The 18,711-nt window shown below is 51.6% G+C and carries 19 protein-coding genes; 11 read left to right on the top strand and 8 right to left on the bottom strand.

Annotation, left to right across the window (positions count from 1 at the left end; all coding sequences use genetic code 11):
* Window positions 1–92 precede the first annotated feature (92 nt).
* The 3 genes from H924_RS11285 to H924_RS11295 are packed head-to-tail and all read left to right on the top strand — an operon-like array spanning window position 93 to window position 2,712.
* Window positions 93–1,037, top strand: a complete 945-nt coding sequence (locus H924_RS11285; protein ID WP_015652082.1) for a dihydrodipicolinate synthase family protein — start codon at window positions 93–95, stop codon at window positions 1,035–1,037.
* 3 nt (window positions 1,038–1,040) lie between these two features.
* The gene (locus H924_RS11290; RefSeq protein ID WP_015652083.1) at window positions 1,041–1,964 is read left to right on the top strand and encodes an ROK family protein; all 924 of its coding nucleotides are present in this window, start codon (window positions 1,041–1,043) and stop codon (window positions 1,962–1,964) included.
* Window positions 1,965–2,013: 49 nt separating this feature from the next.
* A complete protein-coding gene (locus tag H924_RS11295; protein ID WP_015652084.1) occupies window positions 2,014–2,712 on the top strand; it encodes an N-acetylmannosamine-6-phosphate 2-epimerase in 699 nt (232 codons plus the stop codon).
* Here H924_RS11295 and H924_RS11300 read toward each other — a convergent pair.
* Together H924_RS11300 and H924_RS11305 are read right to left on the bottom strand one after the other, a co-directional pair.
* Entirely contained in the window at window positions 2,681–3,889 is a 1,209-nt protein-coding gene (locus H924_RS11300) for a sialidase family protein (RefSeq protein WP_015652085.1), read from the bottom strand. The genes H924_RS11295 and H924_RS11300 overlap by 32 nt on opposite strands.
* Window positions 3,879–4,601: a FadR/GntR family transcriptional regulator gene (locus H924_RS11305; protein ID WP_015652086.1), complete on the bottom strand. Its 723-nt coding sequence runs from the start codon at window positions 4,599–4,601 to the stop codon at window positions 3,879–3,881. Before H924_RS11305 ends, H924_RS11300 begins: the two co-directional genes overlap by 11 nt.
* 310 nt (window positions 4,602–4,911) lie before the next feature.
* Here H924_RS11305 and H924_RS11310 point away from each other — a divergent pair, with 310 nt between their 5' ends.
* From H924_RS11310 to H924_RS11325, 4 genes are all read left to right on the top strand, one after another.
* Entirely contained in the window at window positions 4,912–6,528 is a 1,617-nt protein-coding gene (locus H924_RS11310) for an ABC transporter substrate-binding protein (RefSeq protein ID WP_015652087.1), read from the top strand.
* 192 nt (window positions 6,529–6,720) lie between these two features.
* Complete coding sequence (locus tag H924_RS11315) at window positions 6,721–7,686, top strand: ABC transporter permease (protein ID WP_015652088.1); 966 nt, start codon at window positions 6,721–6,723, stop codon at window positions 7,684–7,686.
* On the top strand, window positions 7,686–9,680 hold the full coding sequence (locus H924_RS11320; protein WP_015652089.1) for a dipeptide/oligopeptide/nickel ABC transporter permease/ATP-binding protein: 1,995 nt from the start codon (window positions 7,686–7,688) through the stop codon (window positions 9,678–9,680). The genes H924_RS11315 and H924_RS11320 overlap by 1 nt, the downstream gene beginning before the upstream one ends.
* Window positions 9,680–10,489: an ABC transporter ATP-binding protein gene (locus H924_RS11325; RefSeq protein ID WP_015652090.1), complete on the top strand. Its 810-nt coding sequence runs from the start codon at window positions 9,680–9,682 to the stop codon at window positions 10,487–10,489. Before H924_RS11320 ends, H924_RS11325 begins: the two co-directional genes overlap by 1 nt.
* Before the next feature lie 9 nt (window positions 10,490–10,498).
* Here the strand turns inward: H924_RS11325 and ispF are convergent, their stop codons facing one another.
* The 3 genes from ispF to H924_RS11340 are packed head-to-tail and all read right to left on the bottom strand — an operon-like array spanning window position 10,499 to window position 12,354.
* Window positions 10,499–10,981: a 2-C-methyl-D-erythritol 2,4-cyclodiphosphate synthase gene (gene ispF / locus H924_RS11330; protein ID WP_015652091.1), complete on the bottom strand. Its 483-nt coding sequence runs from the start codon at window positions 10,979–10,981 to the stop codon at window positions 10,499–10,501.
* The gene (ispD, locus tag H924_RS11335) at window positions 10,974–11,744 is read right to left on the bottom strand and encodes a 2-C-methyl-D-erythritol 4-phosphate cytidylyltransferase (protein WP_015652092.1); all 771 of its coding nucleotides are present in this window, start codon (window positions 11,742–11,744) and stop codon (window positions 10,974–10,976) included. Before ispD ends, ispF begins: the two co-directional genes overlap by 8 nt.
* A 13-nt stretch (window positions 11,745–11,757) precedes the next feature.
* On the bottom strand, window positions 11,758–12,354 hold the full coding sequence (locus H924_RS11340) for a CarD family transcriptional regulator (RefSeq protein ID WP_015652093.1): 597 nt from the start codon (window positions 12,352–12,354) through the stop codon (window positions 11,758–11,760).
* Between the two features lie 497 nt (window positions 12,355–12,851).
* Here H924_RS11340 and H924_RS11345 point away from each other — a divergent pair, with 497 nt between their 5' ends.
* From H924_RS11345 to disA, 3 genes are all read left to right on the top strand, one after another.
* Window positions 12,852–13,433, top strand: coding sequence for a hypothetical protein (locus H924_RS11345; RefSeq protein ID WP_029703030.1), 582 nt, complete (start codon window positions 12,852–12,854; stop codon window positions 13,431–13,433).
* Window positions 13,434–13,572: 139 nt separating this feature from the next.
* On the top strand, window positions 13,573–14,967 hold the full coding sequence (radA, locus tag H924_RS11350; RefSeq protein ID WP_015652095.1) for a DNA repair protein RadA: 1,395 nt from the start codon (window positions 13,573–13,575) through the stop codon (window positions 14,965–14,967).
* A gap of 36 nt (window positions 14,968–15,003) precedes the next feature.
* Window positions 15,004–16,089, top strand: coding sequence for a DNA integrity scanning diadenylate cyclase DisA (gene disA / locus H924_RS11355; RefSeq protein ID WP_131384256.1), 1,086 nt, complete (start codon window positions 15,004–15,006; stop codon window positions 16,087–16,089).
* A gap of 87 nt (window positions 16,090–16,176) precedes the next feature.
* Here disA and H924_RS11360 read toward each other — a convergent pair whose 3' ends face one another.
* On the bottom strand, window positions 16,177–16,890 hold the full coding sequence (locus tag H924_RS11360) for a hypothetical protein (RefSeq protein WP_155861962.1): 714 nt from the start codon (window positions 16,888–16,890) through the stop codon (window positions 16,177–16,179).
* Between the two features lie 73 nt (window positions 16,891–16,963).
* Window positions 16,964–17,593 (bottom strand): carbonic anhydrase, encoded by a 630-nt coding sequence (locus H924_RS11365; protein ID WP_015652098.1) that lies wholly within the window; start codon window positions 17,591–17,593, stop codon window positions 16,964–16,966.
* A 66-nt stretch (window positions 17,594–17,659) separates the two neighbouring features.
* Between H924_RS11365 and H924_RS11370 the strand changes: the two genes are divergently transcribed.
* The gene (locus H924_RS11370) at window positions 17,660–18,541 is read left to right on the top strand and encodes an HhH-GPD family protein (protein ID WP_029703026.1); all 882 of its coding nucleotides are present in this window, start codon (window positions 17,660–17,662) and stop codon (window positions 18,539–18,541) included.
* Here the strand turns inward: H924_RS11370 and H924_RS13990 are convergent.
* Complete coding sequence (locus H924_RS13990; RefSeq protein WP_015652100.1) at window positions 18,520–18,690, bottom strand: DUF4236 domain-containing protein; 171 nt, start codon at window positions 18,688–18,690, stop codon at window positions 18,520–18,522. The two genes, H924_RS11370 and H924_RS13990, sit on opposite strands and share 22 nt — an antisense overlap.
* Window positions 18,691–18,711 lie beyond the last annotated feature (21 nt).

Genomic DNA, 18,711 nt, shown 5'->3' on the forward strand with positions numbered 1-18,711 from the left:
CCCAGAGTAAAAATCCCCACAAAGCTCGCTACAACCTGCAGTATCGCCAAATCAATCCGTGGCGCTCATACCCCTCACCCCAAGGAATCAAGATGACTTCTCCAACTTTCACCGGCGTCATTCCCCCAGTAATGACCCCGCTAAACACTGATGGCAGTATTGACTTTGACAGTCTGAAAAACTTGGTGGATCACCTCATCACCGGTGGAGTCGATGGCCTTTTTGCACTCGGTTCTTCAGGTGAAGCAGCATTCCTCACCCGCACACAACGCAAAGAAGCATTGCGCACCATCGTGGAACACACCGCAGGTCGCGTCCCCGTCACCGCAGGAATCATCGAGACCACCACCCCGCGAGTATTGGAACTTGTCAAGGATGCGCAGGAAGTGGGTGCACAAGGCCTGGTTGCGACCGCCCCGTTTTACACTCGCACCCATCCAGTGGAAATTGAAGAACATCTGCGCAAGATTCACGCTGTGGCCCCTGACCTGCCACTATATGCATACAACATTCCAGTTTCTGTGCACAGCAACCTCGAACCTGAAATGTTGCTCCGCCTGGCAAAAGATGGCGTGCTGGCAGGTACCAAGGATTCCAGTGGCAACGATGGTTCCATCCGCGCCCTCATAGAAGCGCGTGACGACGCCGGCCTGCAGGATAGTTTCAAGGTGCTCACCGGAAGTGAGACGACCGTTGACTTCGCATACCTTGCAGGCGCGGATGGAGTAGTCCCGGGGCTGGGCAATGTTGATCCGGCAGCCTACGCCGAGTTGGCACGCCTATGCCTGGCCGGACAATGGGATGAGGCAGCTGTACTCCAAAAACAGATCAACCATCTTTTCCACATTGTTTTCATCGGCGACGGTGCACGCATGTCTGGCTCTTCTGCAGGCCTCGGAGGCTTCAAAGCAGCCCTTAAACACCTTGACGTAATCAGCAATTCCACCATGGCTGCTCCGCATCAGGCACTCGATGATGCAGAAGTCTCCCGCATCGGTGAAATTGTCGATGCCTTCCTTTACCGCCCCGAGGTTTAAAACTTGTCTGCCACTACCCTCCCTACTTGTACCCTCGCTCTTGACATTGGGGGCACCAAGATAGCTTTTGCCTTGGTGCCAGATGCTAACCCCACCACCACAATTGGCACAGATCGACTAAAAACCAAAGCTGGCGATGGCCCGCTGGAGCAAACGCGACAGGCGCTCATTTCTGGCTTAGCTAAAGCACAAGAATTAGGGTTTCACATTGCCCGGGTGGGTATTGGCGCGCCGGGAGTTATTTTGGCTCCCCGCGGAGAGATTGCCTATAACGGTGACACCCTTAGCAACTGGGCGCGTACTGACCTGCGGGGATTGGTTCAAGAAGTCCTTGGCGTTCCATTGGCGGTACATAATGATGTGCGAATTTGGGCCTATGGCGAGCATCATCTAGGTGCTGGGCAAAGCCTCCAAGGCCGAGTACTTTATGTTTCTTTGGGCACTGGAGTGGGCGCTGCAGTAATTGATAATGGTGAACTCATGTCCGGACCTACTGGATCTGCTGGTGAATTCGCAGAAATCCGCTGTTCAGACTTTGCTGGACGCAGTGATCGTTGTGAGAACATAGCTAGCGGAACCGGGCTAACTAAGTATTATGTTGAAGCGACAGGCAATCCTTTAGAACTTCCCGATATTATGCACAAGTGGCATGAGGAGGATGAGCTAACACGACGCATCATCAACGGAAATCTACGAGGATTTGGCCAAGCACTTGGAGCTTTAGTGACATTCTTGGATCTTTCCGCCGTCGTAATCGGTGGTGGGGTATCAGGCATCGGGGCGCCTGTTATTGATCCCATTTCGGAAGGTATTTCAGACACAATTCTGAAGCCCAACGTTGGTGTTCGAGTCTTAACCACAAGTCTTGGCTCGGATGCTGCGGTACTCGCTGCTGCGTGTTATGCCCGTGATCATGCTTTTTTATAAATTAATTTGTGCACGTCTTTAGTACTGCCACCTTAGGAGATTGATCTTCATGGACCTCAATCAACAACGCGAACTTTTGCACTCAACTTTAAGAGGACAGCTCATCGTTTCTGTCCAGGCGCCAGCCGGACATGCAATGCGCGATACCCATACCCTTACCCATGTGGCCGCTGCTTGTGTTGATGGTGGTGCACCAGCAATTCGCTGTGGTGGTTATGGAGGATTAGATGACATCCGCGCTATTTCAGAGCGAGTGGATGTACCTGTTTTTGGATTAACCAAAGAGGGCACTGAAGGCGTTTACATTACGCCAAGCCGTGACTCCGTGCGTGCTGTTGCAGAAGCAGGTGCTGCTGTGGTTTGCGCGGATGCGACCTTCCGTCCCCGTCCAGATGGTTCTACCTTTGCAGAATTGGTGAAGGTAGCTCATGATTCTGGAGTGTTAATTATGGCCGATTGCGCAACTCCCGAGGAAGTTGTGGCAGCTCACCGGGCTGGTGCCGATTTTGTGTCAACTACTCTGGCTGGATACACCAAGCACCGCGCCAAGACAGTGGGGCCAGACTTAGACTGCTTGCGTGAAGCTCGCGATTTAGTACCAGAAGCTTTCCTCATTGGTGAGGGTCGTTTTTCTACTCCTGCCGATGTGGCACATGGTCGCCTTATTGGCGCTGATGCCATTATCGTGGGAACGGCGATTACTGATCCAGGTTTTATTACTGGACAGTTTGCTTCACTTTTGAAATAGGCCTGCCATCATAGGGCACGCTTAAGCCATAAATAATCTCTGATCCGCGCCGGATATCAAAGACCAGTTCATCACCAATTTCTAGATGGTGCCGGGCTGGTTTTCCTCTGGTGCGGATCTTTTGGGTGCTGGCGCTAGGGTCAGAGACAATCTTAAAAACACCTTCACCCCACGCGCTGGAATCCGGAAGTGGAACCTCTACTCCTGCAAAATCATCTCGAGGAACCACATGGCGCAGCGATACACAATCAACAAGTTCTTCCGGCACCCGGCGTTGCATATCTGCTTCTGAAATTACGGTACATTTCAAAGCTCGCGTGCCTTCTGCCTCCCACACCACAGCAACCTTGCCATCAGGCATCTCTACCGCAGTGGAATAAGCGGCCTCAGCTCTTTCAATGGTGATGCGATGAGTCCAAGTTTTGCCATCATCTGCAGATAAATCCACCACCAAATGGCGCCGCAAATGTGGATCTGCCAGGTGAATGGCAGCCAGCATTTTCGCCGATTTCCAATAAAAAACATGCCCATTACAACCTGGATCAAGTAATTCTGGAATATCTTCCAAAGGGCTAAAGCTTGCGCCATTGTCATAGGAATAACTCACCTGCCTATGCCCCACTCCTCGCGAATGTAGCACCACCGTCCCATTAGGTAATTGCGCCATTGCGGATTCATTGCCGCCAGCAATATCAGCAGTATGGCCATCACTACGAAGCACCCTCACAAAGATTTCAGTACCTTTGCGCAGCACAAAACTTTGTAACCAGCGTCCATCTTTCAACACCAATCCAGTACCAGAAGAGGCAAAGGCGGCATCTACATCTGCAAAATATGAAGAGATGCTTGTCGACGCCCACCTCCGCCCCTCCCGGCGCGCCAGCCGGGGGTCAAGGTCTGTGGGGTTTTCAAAAAAACCAGATAAATTAGACAATCCATAAAACGCTAAATCACCGCGTACCAAACAAGCATCGCCCACACCGCGGTGTCCGGACTGCGTTATCTCCGGCTGAGGCGGTGACCAGTGGATACCATCCGCCGAGCGGGCAGACCACAGATCCACCGGCGCCGGCAGATCGTCAACGCCGAGGCGGGCGTCGAAAAGCATAAAAAGACCGTCATCCCAGGCAAGGGCAGGGATGCGATAAAGCCCGCGGACAATGGTGCTAGTTTTCATCAAGCATGCCGGCAATCATGCGACGAAACGGCGCATAGTGATTGAGCACGGCTGCGCGGTAGGCCTCCGCATCGCCTTTACTAAGCGCCTCAACAATATCAATGTGCGCCTTAATTGTTTGATCAATATCAGCTGGCATGGCCATATTTAGCAGCGGTTGAGCTTCCGTCTGAATCCGCCAAAAAGCGTCATTGAGCTCGCGGATCAGTGGATTTTTGGTACGCGATAAAAGAGTGCGATGGAAAGCTTGATCTTCTGCCACAAAAGGTTCACCACGGTCATTGTGCTCTCGCATCTTTTCCACCAGATCCAACAAAGCTTGGCGGTCGGAATCAGTGAAAACCTCAATAAGCTCCGCGCCCAGGGAAAGATCTAAGATTTCACGGGTATCCACCACATAAAACATATTTTCTACTGAGGTGTCATTATCTAATACCGTGCGGAACACCATTCCATTAATAAGCGGCTCCAGCGACATGGATGAAACGAAAGTGCCATAACCATGGCGAACTTCCACGATATCTAGGGTTACTAGTGCCCGAATTGCCTCTCTAATTGCTGAACGCGAGCACCCCAATTCCTCACAGAGCACAGTCTCCGAAGGCAAGATATCCCCAGTTCGCAGGTGATTGTCGCGGATATATTTCTTAATATCGCGCACTGCATCTTGGGTGGTCGTTCTGGATCGTGCTGCCTTTCGAGGTGCTTCCATGGTGTGTCCCACTTTCCTATTAGTAACGCTTTTATTTTAGTTGTTAAACCGCAAAGAAATTGCAGCATTAGTGCTTTTTAAACTGCCCTGGCGGAACTTAAATATCTGTTCACCTGGTCACTGTTTAAAGACTTTTCAGTTTTTTGGTACACATTGTCAAAATGTCGAGAAAAACCATTCCTAAACGTCTGACGTCTGATGTATAGTGAGTTTACCCCAAACACATGACCCCCATCACATTTTTATTGGATTGACTGTTCTTAAAGAAGTTTTCCTCTGTCGACCTCCTTAATTGAAAAGGATGCACACCATGAGCACTCCAGTTTCGCGCCGTAACTTCCTCCGAGCAACAGGCATCTTGGGTGCTGCCGCCGGCATAGGCGCCACCCTTGCAGCATGTGCGCCTGACAACACTGGCACTTCAGGTTCTTCCAGCTCAAGTTCCACAGCCACCGGTACAGCAAATGAAAACGGCACTATCACCGCCGCCATTTCCTATGAACTCGGAACAAATGGCTACGACCCGATGACTACCTCTTCCGCCCTCACCGTGGCTGCCAACTGGCACACCCTTGAAGGCCTCACCGAAGTTGACCCAGCCACCGGCGAAACTTATGCGGCACTGGCCAGCACTCTTCCCAGCGGTGATGCCACCTCCGTTGACGTAAAACTCCGTGATGGCGCCACCTTCTCTGATGGCAAGGCCGTCACCGCAGATGACGTGGTCTTCTCCTTCCAACGCGTGATGGACAAGGCAAATAACTCCCTTTATGCTGCTTTCATTCCTTTTATTAAGGCAGTAACCAAAAAAGATGACAGCACCGTCACCTTCGATTTGGAATACGCCACCGGAATTCTGGCCAAGCGTCTGGCAGTGGTAAAGATTGTTCCTAAGGCTGCCGTCGAAGCAGATGCCTCCGGCTTTGATGCCAATCCAATCGGTTCAGGCCCCTATAAGATGACTGACAATGGAGGTGCCTCCAAGGTTCTCAAGTTTGAAAAGAATGCCTCTTATAATGGTCCCCGCCCAGCACGTGCCGCAGCCATGGAATGGCAAATCATTCCCGATGCATCTACCCGCACCAATTCCCTGCAATCGGGCAGTGCAATGGCCATCGACTCCGTTCCTTATCTCTCCATCCCGCAGGTACAAGCAACCAGCACTGTAGAGTCTGTCCAAGGATTTGGCCTCCTCTTTGCAATGTTTAACTGCTCCGCTGACAATCCTTTTAATGATGTGCGCAACCGCCAAGCTTTCCTTTACGCACTGGATATGCAAAAGGTTGTCACCACTGGCATGGCTGACCAAGCAACTCCGGCCACCTCCTTTGTGCATAAGGATCACCCCAACTACAACGAGGCATCCACGGTCTATGCTCTCGATGCTGCCAAGGCTAAATCTCTCATCGCAGAAACTGGCCTGACACGTATTAACCTGCTGTGTACCGATCATGACTGGGTGAAAAACTGCACCCCATTGATTCAAGAATCCCTCAAGGCAATTGGCCTCGAAGTGGAATTCACCGAGCGTAAATCAGCCGATGTTTATTACACCATCGACGGCAAACCAGAAGCCTTTGACGTTGTCATCGCCCCGGGTGATCCTTCTGTCTTTGGTAACGATCCCGACCTCCTCATGCGCTGGTGGTACGCAGCCGATGTTTGGACCGATTCCCGTATGCACTGGAAAGGTTCCGAAAGCTACGAACAAGTTCAGATGCTGCTCAACGAAGGTATACGCGCCACCGACGAGGCCGAGCAACAAGATATTTGGAACCGCACCTTTGATGCGCTTTCCGAAAACATCCCCCTCTATCCGCTCTTCCACCGCAAGGTTCCAACCGCATGGAATGCTGACTCCCTGGTGGACTTCAAGCCAATTGCGCTTACCGGCTTGAGCTTCTCTGGTGTAGCAACCACCGCTTAAAGCCTGAATATCCGGCAGATTAAAGCCCGGCGTAGCAAACACACAGCGCCGCGCCGGGCTTTAATCTGTTTCAACTATTTAGCTTTTGACTTCTAGATTCCACAAAGTCCCCCATTTCTAAGCAGCATTTAGTTGGCGCTCACCCAGCGCCAAAGGTGCCCCCTTCTTTCATTCGAAAGCGCGATACCAACTATGTCTAACCTTTTAAGACTTATCGGTCGACGGCTGATTGCACTGCCCATCATGATCATCGGTGTCACACTCTTAGTCTTCATTGTTATGTCCTTTTCCCCAGCCGATCCGGCTCGCTTAGCACTGGGTGAATCTGCCTCACAAGAAGCCTTGGAAGCCTACCGTGAGGCAAATGGACTTAATGATCCACTCATGATCCGCTATCTAGATTTCATAGTGGGCATGTTGCGCGGCGACTTGGGCACTACCAGTGGTGGCGTCACAGTAACTGAAGTTGTATCTCGCGCTTTCCCCATTACTTTGCAGCTGACTTTTTGGGGCTTAATAATCGCAGTCATCTTGGCGTTAATTCTTGGTGTTATCGCAGCTCTTTATCGTGACCGCTGGCCTGATCAACTCATTCGAATTGCCTCTATCGCAGCTTTAGCTACTCCTTCTTTTTGGTTGGCAATTTTGCTCATCCAATGGCTTGGCACCATTCCAGGAGCGTGGGGGCTCTTCCCCGCACTGGTCACCAAATGGGTTCCATTTAGTGAAAACCCTGCGGTGTACTTCAATAACATCGCTTTACCTGCAATAGCGTTGGCAATTCCGGTTGCAGGTTCCTTGGCTCGTGTTGTCCGCACCTCCATGGTGGAAGAACTAGATAAGGATTATGTCCGCACTGCAATCGGTGCTGGTATTCCCAAAGCAGAGGTTATTTCCCGCAATGTCTTGCGCAATGCACTGATTACGCCCATTACGGTAATTGGTTTGCGCGTCGGTTATCTCATGGGTGGTGCGGTCATTATCGAGATCATCTTCAATATCCAAGCCATGGGTCAGCTCATCCTTGATGGTGTCACCCGAAATGACGTTTATTTGGTTCAGGGTGTCACTCTCACCGTGGCTATTGCATTTATCATCGTCAACATCGCCGTGGACTTACTCTATGTCCTGGTCAACCCACGGATTAGGAATATCTAATGCGCCGCAAACTGACAACTAAGCTGGAAGCTCGCACCGGTTCACGGCTAGGCGGATTCAAAGCACTGCCTCTGCCATCCAAAATTGCCGTATTTTTCATCAGCATTATCTTCCTCATGGCAATTTTTGCCCCACTCGTCACGCAATATGATCCGCTAGCTTCAGGTACCCCAGTTCAGCCACCAAGCGGAGAACACTGGTTTGGCACCGACGCCATTGGCCGAGATATTTTCTCTCGTGTAGTCCACGGTGCACGCGCATCCCTCATTATTGGTCTCTGCGCCACTGGTTCCGCACTGTTAATTGCAGCAGTACTCGGTTCTATCGCGGCAACAGCAAACCGCGTCATCTCAGAAGTACTGATGCGTGTGCTGGATGTCATTATGTCATTCCCCGGCATTGCTCTGGCAGCAGTTTTTGTGGCAGTTTTTGGCAATGGAGTTCCCGTTATTGTTTTTGCCATTGCATTCTTGTACACCCCGCAGTTAGCCCGAATTGTGCGCGCTAATATTTTGTCCCAATTTGGCGAGGACTACGTCAATGCTTCCAAAGTGGTGGGTGCATCCACCACGCATATTTTGATCAAGCACGTAGCAAGAAACTGTATAGCTCCCATCTTGGTCTTTGCCACAGTGCTTGTTGCCGATGCCATTGTTTTTGAAGCATCCTTGTCCTTTATTAATGCCGGTGTTAAACCACCTTCACCATCCTGGGGCAATATTTTGGCCGATGGTAAAGCCTTGCTACTCGGTGGTGCTTGGTGGCCTACTTTCTTCCCCGGTTTGATGATCCTGGTTACGGTGTTGTGTCTTAATATCCTCTCCGAAGGACTGACTGACACCCTAGCCAGCCCTACGCCAAAACCTGTTCCACCATCTTTGAAGAAAGCAGAAGAAGGCAAGGAGGTTATCGATTCAGATGCTCTAGTACTGGGACAAACCTCTCGAGAAGAAGCTAATGTTGCCTTGGCAGTTTCACTGGCGGCACTTTCTGCCAGCGAAAACAACACAAATTCTCGTCTGGTTTTCACAGGTGACCCCACCCCCTTGCTAGAAGTTAAGAACCTCAAGATCTCCTTCCCCAGCGCGCATGGAGAAACTCCTATTGTTGATGGCGTAAGTTTTAATATCGCCCCAGGCCAAACCATGGGATTGGTTGGTGAATCTGGATGTGGAAAATCCATTACTGCAATGTCGATCATGGGATTGCTGCCAGCAAATGCCAAAATCGAAGGCGAGATCTTATATGACGGGAAGAATCTTCTCACTCTAAAACCAGAAGAGCTCAATGCCTTGCGTGGTCATGAAATTGCCATGATTTACCAGGATGCTCTATCGGCACTGAACCCATCAATGCTGATTAGCGCCCAAATGAAGCAACTTACTAAACGTGGTGGCAAGCGCACTGCCGAGGAACTTTTGGAATTAGTTGGACTTGATCCCAAGCGCACCCTACAGTCTTATCCGCACGAGCTTTCCGGTGGCCAGCGTCAGCGCGTGCTAATTGCTATGGCACTAACTCGAAATCCACGTTTGCTCATCGCTGATGAACCAACCACAGCCTTGGATGTAACCGTGCAGCAGCAGGTGGTTGATCTGCTCAATGAACTGCGTGACAAGCTCGGTTTTGCCATGATCTTTGTTTCCCACGACCTCGCATTGGTGGCGCGCCTCGTCCATAAACTAACGGTCATGTACGCAGGTCAGGTAGTTGAGCAAGGTAATACCCGAGAAATTCTCACAGATCCACGCCATGAATACACCCGTGGATTGCTCGGCTCAGTGTTGTCTATTGAGGCTGGTGTAGATCGCCTCTACCAAGTTCCGGGCACGGTTCCTTCCCCGAAGGATTATGTAGCTGGAGATCGTTTTGCACCGCGTTCTTCCTTCCCAGAGATCGGACTAGATGAAAAGCCCACACTGCGTCCTATACCTGGTACGGAACATAGTTTTGCTGCCACCGATGAGTTACTGGCACTTAAAGGAGAGCACTAATGAATGAGCCTCGAATTCCCGTCATCGAGCTGCGCAATACTAATGTCATCCATAAAACACGTGGTGGCAAGCTTTTTAAGCCTGATACCGTGCATGCTAATAAAAACATCAACTTTAAGGCTTATCGCAATGAAGTCGTTGGGATTGTGGGTGAATCCGGTTGCGGAAAATCCACTTTGGCACGCGTAATGGTGGGGCTACAACCTATTACCTCAGGTGAGGTCTTGTTTAAAGGAAAGCCTATGCGTACCCGAGGCTCCCAACGTAAAGAAATTGGCAAAGCCGTATCGGTGGTTTTCCAGGATCCTTCTACGTCTCTAAATCCCCGAATGACAGTGAGAGATCAGTTGCTTGATCCTTTGCGGATCCACGGCGTGGGGACGGAAGCTACTCGCAAGCAAAGAGTTGCAGAGCTTATCAATATGGTCGGCTTGCCGCAATCTGCGTTGGAGGTGCTCCCCCGCCAGGTTTCTGGTGGTCAGCGCCAGCGTGTAGCTATTGCACGCGCCTTGGCTTTGGAACCAGATATCATCATCGCCGATGAACCCACCTCTGCACTGGATGTGTCGGTGCGTGCCCAGGTTCTCAATCTTTTGCTAGATCTAAAAACTGAGTTGGGCCTGGGATTGGTCTTTATTTCCCACGACATCAATACAGTGCGTTATGTTTCTGACCGCATCGCGGTGATGTTGGCTGGTGAGATCATCGAAGAGAACACCACCTCGGAGATTTTTAATAACACTCAGCAGGAGTACACCCGCACTCTGCTTAAAGCAACGCCTTCGCTATTGCACAAAAACCGCCTTTAAAAGCGTGCTTTACGACGCCCACACCACCGCAGTGGCCACTGCCGCGCGGCCTTCGCCGCGTCCAGTAAAGCCCATGTGATCGGTGGTGGTGGCAGAAAGTGAACACGGAGCGCCGAGAATCTCAGCGATAACGTGCTGGGCTTCTTCGCGACGCGGACCAAATTTAGGAGTTTGGCCAATTAGCTGCGCTGCAACATTGCCAATAATAAAGCCTTTGGATTCCACAAATTCGCTAACTTCTTTGAGCAACTGGGTTCCAGAAACGCCGTCATATTCCGGGCGGCCAACTCCTACGAAAGAACCGAGATCACCAAGACCAGCAGCGGATAGCAGCGCATCAACAATCGCGTGTGCCACCACATCACCATCGGAGTGACCTTCGCAGCCGGCTAAATCTTCAAAAAGTAGGCAAGCCAACCAGCAGGCTTTTCCCTCTTCAATTTGGTGTGCATCAGTGGCAATGCCAACGCGGGGAATAATGGGGTTAGTCACTGGGTACCTCAAAAATTGTTGGTTCGGCTTCATCGGTTATACGCTGGGCCAGCATCATATCAATTGGAGTGGTCACTTTAAAGGCCATGGGATCACCTTGTACACATTCCACATCAACGCCATACCATTCCATCAAGCTGGCATCATCAGTGGGAATGAACCCGGGATTGGGGTCAGCGAAGTACTTTTCATTTGCTGCTATCAGCTCTGACAGCAAAAATCCCTGTGGGGTTTGAACGGCACGAAGTTCCGCACGGTTTGGGGTTTCCACCACCAATTTTCCCTGCTCATCAACTCTTTTGATGGTGTCTGCCACTGGCAAAACTGGAATAACAGCCTTTGCGCCTTCAGAAACCTTGTGTACTACTCGAGCAATTAATCCGGGAGGCGTTAGCGCACGAGCACTATCGTGAATTAACACAATTGCATCAGGGGTTTCGTCGTCAAGCTTAATGGCCTTAAGTCCCGCCCACACTGAATCGGCGCGCTCACCGCCACCATACACCAGGCGTACTTTGACTCCCTCTGGGGAGTCGAGCAAGCCCCGCTTGTTGAGGAGTTCGCGCGCATAGTCTTCCATGTCGGGGCTGACCAGGATGATAATTTCATCGACGCTTTGGGAGGTCAACATAGCTTGGAGCGAACGCTCAACAAGGCTACGTTCCCGCAGGGTGACAAAGGCTTTGGGGATTGGTCCGCCCAGGCGCGTGCCACGGCCCGCCGCCGCAAGTAATGCGATGACGGGCATTGAAGGAGTAGACATAGGTTTTTAAGGCCTAGTCTTCGTCGTCGAAGCTCAGATCGTCAAGATCCACGTCGGAATCATCAAAGTCATCAAAAGCGTCCTTCTTCTCTTCCTCTTCACCAAAGAGGTCAGCGCGGTGACGAGCAATAGTCTCATCAACCTCAGCCAAGAAGGAGTCAGCCTTTTCTTCATCGACGGTTTCTGCTAGTGCTAGCTCACCAACCAAAACCTGACGAGCCTTGGAAAGCATGCGCTTTTCACCAGCGGAAAGGCCACGGTCCTGGTCACGACGCCATAGATCACGCACAACCTCAGCAACCTTGTTCACATCGCCGGAAGCAAGACGCTCCTGGTTTGCCTTATAACGGCGTGACCAGTTGCCAGCTTCTTCCACATCAATTTCGCGCAGCACGGAAAAGACTTTTTGCAGGCCTTCTTCACCCACAACATCGCGCACGCCAACCAGCTCAGCATTCTTGGCAGGTACGCGAACAACGAGATCGGAATGGTTAATCTGGAGAACTAGGTAGTCCACCGTCTCACCATTCATTTCACGCTGCTCCAGGGCTGAAACGATTGCAGCTCCGTGGTGCGGGTAAACGACGGTGTCTCCGACCTTGAATTCCATTCCCACTCCTTCTATTGGTCAATATCTTCAAAAAGAACTGACCCCTGGCACCTTAAAAATGGCGCTTTAAAACAAAGACAAAATACTTAAACCCGTTCCAGCGAAAACATAGGAAAACTTGGGAGTTTCTCATAGGGTTTCGCGACAGGCCTCAACCTTCGGAATTCTACCATGTTTATACAGCTTTAGCAGCTTGCAGGCATATATAGGCACTTGCCCGGCCTTTGAACATTTTAGGCGGGACCTCACTTTTACATCCTGATATTTACCTAGCAACACCTCTTAAAGGTCGCGTGGACCGGCGTTAAAGGAAAATCTCGCGTGAAATAGCTGACATTTGCCGGATTTTGCCCATTTTTGCCAGGTTTATGCCCCTTTTGTTTGCCCCCGTTTACACCCTCGGTTAGCCCAATCAACTGTGTTAAAGAGGTTTTAAAGACTAGGGTTAGTTGCAGCATATCCAGATTTTCTGGATGAATCCTGGAATTTATACCCCAATGGAGGACGAACCCGTGAAGTCCCTGAACTCGGTTGCCCGTCGTGGCGCGATCATGACTGTGGCTGCTGCGTCAGCTCTTGCGCTTGCTTCCTGCAGTGCAGGACAGATCACTCAGACCTCGAGCCAGGTTGCTGCCGTTGATGGCAACCAAGCTGCAGCAGAAAGCGGAGCTGTTGTAGTCCGCGACGTAACTGTTCACCTCACCGAAGAGGGCGAAGCTGGCGTTAAGTTCACTGCAATCAACCAGGACACCGAGAACGTCTCCCACAACCTGGAGTCCGTCACCGTTGATGGCAAGGAAGTTACTCTCGGCGATGTAGCTCCACTGGAGCGCAACTGCTCCCTCGTCGCAGATATTGAGTCTGAACTTGCATTGCTTGAAGAGCCTGAGGTTGGCTGCATCCAGCACGTTGCAACCTCCGTTGAGAACCCAGGCTTCGCATATGGTGGAGTTGTTCCTGTGGTTTTGACCTTCGACACCGGTGAGATCACCGTTGACGCTACCGTCTCCGCACCAGTTCTGGAGTCCGGCCAGGTTAGCCGTGAAGTTGGAAGCGGCGAAGAAGAATCTAGCCACTAATCTTTAACTAGCCTTTAAAAATGCACACCTCGTTTGAGGTGTGCATTTTGCTTTTCCTAAGTCTTCACAATTTCCCAAACCACCCCTATTTTCGAACATAGTTTCCCCTATGTCCCAATGGTGGTTTAAGGTTGTGGGCATGGCTAAAAAAGCACGCAGCGTACACACTTGTTCAGAATGTGGTTATTCCAGCCCCAAGTGGTTGGGTCGCTGTCCCGAGTGCGGTTCCTGGGGTTCCATGCAGGAACATGCCGTGGGTGAAACCGGCGGAGCTGCCCGCGCCGCAGTGTCTGGCGTAACTCCCGCAGGTCTGACACCTACCTCCCCAGCTGTCCCCATCGGCCAGGTAGTTGCCTCCTCTGCCACCAGCATTTCCACCGGCATCGGTGAATTAGACCGCGTACTGGGCAATGGCATTGTGCCAGGCTCAGTTGTACTTATGGCTGGTGAGCCAGGTGTTGGTAAATCAACACTGCTTTTGGAGGTAGCCAGCCGCTGGTCATCCATGCCAGAAGGAGATGGCACTCGTACCGCACTTTATGTCACCGCAGAGGAATCTGCAGGTCAGGTGCGCCTGCGTGCAGAAAGAACTGGAGCGGTTAAAGATACCCTTTATCTCGCCGCTGAATCTAACTTGGATGTAGTTTTTGGCCATGTCTCCCAGCTCAAGCCCAGTTTGCTCATTGTGGACTCGGTCCAAACCATGCATGCCGCAGGTGTCGAGGGCGTTGCCGGCGGTGTGGCACAATCTCGTGCCGTCACAGCAGCCTTGACCACCTTGGCTAAAACCTCTGGCATTCCCATTTTGCTTGTTGGCCACGTCACCAAGGATGGCAATGTGGCAGGTCCACGCGTTTTGGAACACCTCGTGGATGTGGTGTTGAACTTTGAGGGTGATCGCCACTCTTCCCTACGTATGCTGCGCGGTATTAAAAACCGCTATGGTGCCACCGATGAAGTGGGCTGTTTTGAGCAACAATCAGATGGCATCAAAGAGGTTCCAGACCCCTCCGGACTCTTCCTCTCCCACCGTGGCTCCACCCCTGATGGCACTGCCGTTACCGTCGCCATGGACGGCGTGCGCCCACTATTGGCCGAGGTCCAAAGCTTGCTTGTCGACGCCCCCTCGAAGAATCCCCGCAGGGTTGTCACGGGGCTCGACGCTAACCGGGTGCCGATGGTCTTGGCGGTACTGTCCGCGCGCGCAGGGCGCGCTACCCAGGGCAAAGATGCCTATGTGGCAACTGTCGGAGGAATGAAGGTTGGGGAACCAGCCACTGATCTAGCAGTAGCTCTAGCTACGGCATCGGCCCTTGCTAAAAAACCTCTGCCCGATAAAACGGTGGTACTTGGTGAAGTTGGCCTAGCCGGTGAAATCCGCCGAGTTCCAAATGTGGAAAGGCGCATTGCTGAAGCCGAACGCCTCGGTTATCAAAAAGCCATCGTGCCTGCAGGTTCCAATATCAAAAACTCCTCGCTGAAGATAATGGAAGCAGCAACGCTAGTTGATGCATTGGCAGCGGTAAGCTTATAACTCATGACACCAACCTCCCCTCAGGGTTCTACCGCCATGGCAGCAGCCGGTGCCGATACCGGCCTTTTAGGAACCCAGGATGTACATACTCTCAAAGCCACGTTGCATCGCTTAGCTCCTGGAACTCCCCTGCGTGATGCACTAGATCGCATTGTGCGCGGACACACTGGAGCTTTGATTGTTATTGGAGATGATGAAAACGTCACCTCCATTTGTGATGGTGGCTTTGAATTTGATGTACCTTTTGCAGCGACGCGCCTTCGCGAGCTCTGCAAAATGGATGGTGCAGTGATCTTGTCCTCTGATATTGAACGCATTAAGCGCGCCAATGTTCAGCTGCTTCCCTCCCCCACCTGGCCTACCCAGGAATCCGGCACCCGCCACCGCTCAGCAGAGCGCACTGCGCTACACACGGGCGTTCCCGTAATTGCCGTATCGGAATCACAAAACACCATTACCCTCTACGTCGAGGGCAAAGCTCATATGCTGGAACAGCCATCAACCCTGCTTAACCGCGCAAACCAAGCCTTGGGCACCATGGAGCGTTATCGCGATCGCCTTGATCAGGTTGATAGCCGTCTTCATCTGGCAGAGTTACACAGCTATGTCACCGTCATTGACGTGGTTTCTGTAATTCAGCGCGAAGAGATGCTGCGCCGTGTGGGCGAAAGCATTGACGGCGATGTTTTGGAATTGGGCAAAGACGCCAAGCAGATTCAGATTCAGCTCAGCGAATTGCGTGGTGATAATGACCGCGAGCGCGAGGCAATTATCGCAGATTACCTGGTTACCGATGGTATTCCTGCGGATGATGAAGTTCACGCAGCTTTGGAATCAATTTCCGAGCTTGATGATAAAGCCTTGATGAAGCCCGCTAATATTGCTCGTATTCTGGGACTTCCTCCCACCGAGGAAGCACTTGATGAGCCAGTGGTTCCACGCGGATACCGCACGCTAAACCGTGTGCCTCGTGTACAGAAATTCCTCATGGATAAACTCATTGTGGAATTTGGCAACTTGGATGCGCTGCTTAATGCCAGCACCGAGGATCTCAGCGCCATTGAAGGTGTCGGTTCCCTATGGGCCCGCCACATTACCGATGGCCTCGGCCGACTCAGCTAGTCTCAGCTAGTCTCAGCTAAAAGGGCTTAAACGACAAAAAGCGCCTGTATTCCCGAAGTTTTGGGAATACAGGCGCTTTATGTGTTTTTAGGCCAGGTTAAAGGTCACTGGAACTGAAGGATTAGATCCGATCACAGTATGTAAGAAATATGCTCCAGCAGGAACTGCTTGGCGGTTATTGCACTGCCCGGGGGCAGAGTTGGTGCGAGACCAGGTGGCCTGGAAATAACGATCCTTACCAGCAGGGAAAACACTGGTGCCATCTTCAATTGCTGGATTACAGTCAACGTCGGACCAAATACGGGCATTGGTGGCCAGATCATAAACCTCAAAACGCAAGACGTTTTCTTCCAGGTTGATCTCACAATCAACGGCAGTTGGATTATGCACCGTCATAAACAATTCGGGCTGTTCCCCGCTGGCAAAGCTGGTGTTATTAGTGTTGGCCGTAATAACAAGATCTTTAAGTTCACAGGTCTTCTTAGCATCGGCAGCTGCCGTGGTGGAAGCTTTAGGATCTGCCGAGGTTGATTCCTTGACAGTAGAAGCCTCAGAGGCAGAATCCGAAGCAGATGGAGAGGCACTAGAGCTGGTGAGATCTACCGGCTTAGAGCTTTCCACTGCTGAGGTAACGGCAGCATTGGTCGACTGATCTTCTTCAGTTTTTTCAGAAGATCCGCCCCCTAATGCCACAACTGCCCAAATAATTAGGGCAATGACGACGAGCAGAACTGCAAGCGCGGCCATGCGACGGCGCCTATAAATGGCTTCATTATGTCTCGGCGTTCCCACATCCACCACTCTATAACTTGCAGCTCATTGGTACACGGATTAGCGGTGTGGGCGTGTTGAAAATTAACCCGCCCAGCAGCTTTTAATCCAAACCTACATTGCGGCTAATAACCGGCATGGTCTTGCCATCGGAAAGCTGGTAGCGCAGGCCGATAATGCCCACCTTGCCAGCGTTGACCTTATCGTGAATCTCAGGGGAACGAGAAAGAATCTGGTTCACCGTTGCTACTACATGGTGCTTTTCAAAATCTTCAATGCTGGTTTTGCCATCAGCCTTGGCCTCAAGAATGGAAGGAGCTACCTTTTCTACCAATACGCGCTGGTAACCACCAGGGATTGCACCACCATCAAGAGCGCTGGCAGTAGCAGCGACCGCACCACAGGATTCGTGACCCATGACGATAACCAGTGGCACACCAATGGATTCAATGGCGTATTCGATGGAGGCAAACACTGCCTGGTCCAAAATTTCACCGGCGGTACGAACCACAAAAAGATCACCGAGTCCAACGTCAAAAATCAGCTCAACGGGCACGCGGGAATCAGAGCAGGAAATGACAACTGCAGCGGGCTTTTGGCCATCACGAAGCTCACGGCGACGAGGTGCATCCTGGTTAGGACGGTCCTCGTTGAAGTTCATAAAGCGCTCATTACCGGCAGCAAGTGCCGTCCACACAGCAGAAGGGGTTCTCTCAACATTTCTCAAAGGCATAAATAACATTGTGTCACTTAGTGTGATTGGGAACCTAATAGATTGGGCATTAAAATTTTTCAGGACATGTCATATAAACCACTGCACACAGCCCTTTTAACCTGGTTTCGCAGCAATGCGCGCGAGCTAGCCTGGAGAAATCCCAACACCAGCGCCTGGGGAATTCTCATTTCTGAGGTGATGAGCCAACAAACTCCCGTTGCCCGTGTGGAACCAATTTGGTTGGAATGGCTCAAAAAATGGCCCACCCCTGTGGATTTTGCTGCTGCCTCCACCGATGAAGTGCTGCGTGCCTGGGGCAAGTTGGGTTACCCCAGACGAGCCTTGCGTTTGAAGGAGTGCGCGCAAGTGATCGTCGACAAGCATGGTGGTGAGGTCCCGGATTCGGTGGAGGAACTGCTGGCGTTGCCGGGAATTGGTGATTACACCGCGCGGGCGGTGGCGGCTTTTCATTTTGGGCAGCGTGTACCGGTGGTTGATACCAACGTGCGTCGCGTGTATCAGCGCGCCATAAATGGGCGCTACCTTGCCGGTCCGGCGAAAAAACAGGAGCTTGTCGACGTCGAGTTGCTGCTTCCGGAAAAAGACGCCCCCGAATTTTCCGCAGCGTTGATGGAATTGGGTGCTTTGGTATGCACTGCAACCTCGCCTAAATGTGGCAGCTGCCCTTTGGTGGAGCTGTGCCAATGGCAAAAATTGGGATGTCCCAGCCCCAGTGAAGAAGAATTGGCATCCGCTAAAAAGCGGGTGCAGAAGTTTGTGGGGACTGATCGCCAAGTGCGTGGTTTGATCATGGATGTACTACGCGGGGCAGATGCACCAGTACCACTTTCAGCAATTGATGTGGTGTGGCCGGATGCTGCCCAACGCTCCCGCGCGCTTTATTCCCTGCTCCAGGATGGACTTGCCGAGCAAGATGATCAGGGTTATTTCCACCTGCCGCGGTAGGTGAATCCACCGGGAAGCTTCACGGTGATGCCACCGCGAGTATTAAAGGTAACCGGCCCGATCCTCTTGGAACCAGATACTCCGGACTTGGAGACATTAATCCAGCTGTCTTTTCCGGTCTTAATTACTTTTCGATAATTTAATCCCATAACACTTGAGCCTAATCAATT

This window comes from Corynebacterium callunae DSM 20147 (assembly GCF_000344785.1).
Classification (GTDB): domain Bacteria; phylum Actinomycetota; class Actinomycetes; order Mycobacteriales; family Mycobacteriaceae; genus Corynebacterium; species Corynebacterium callunae.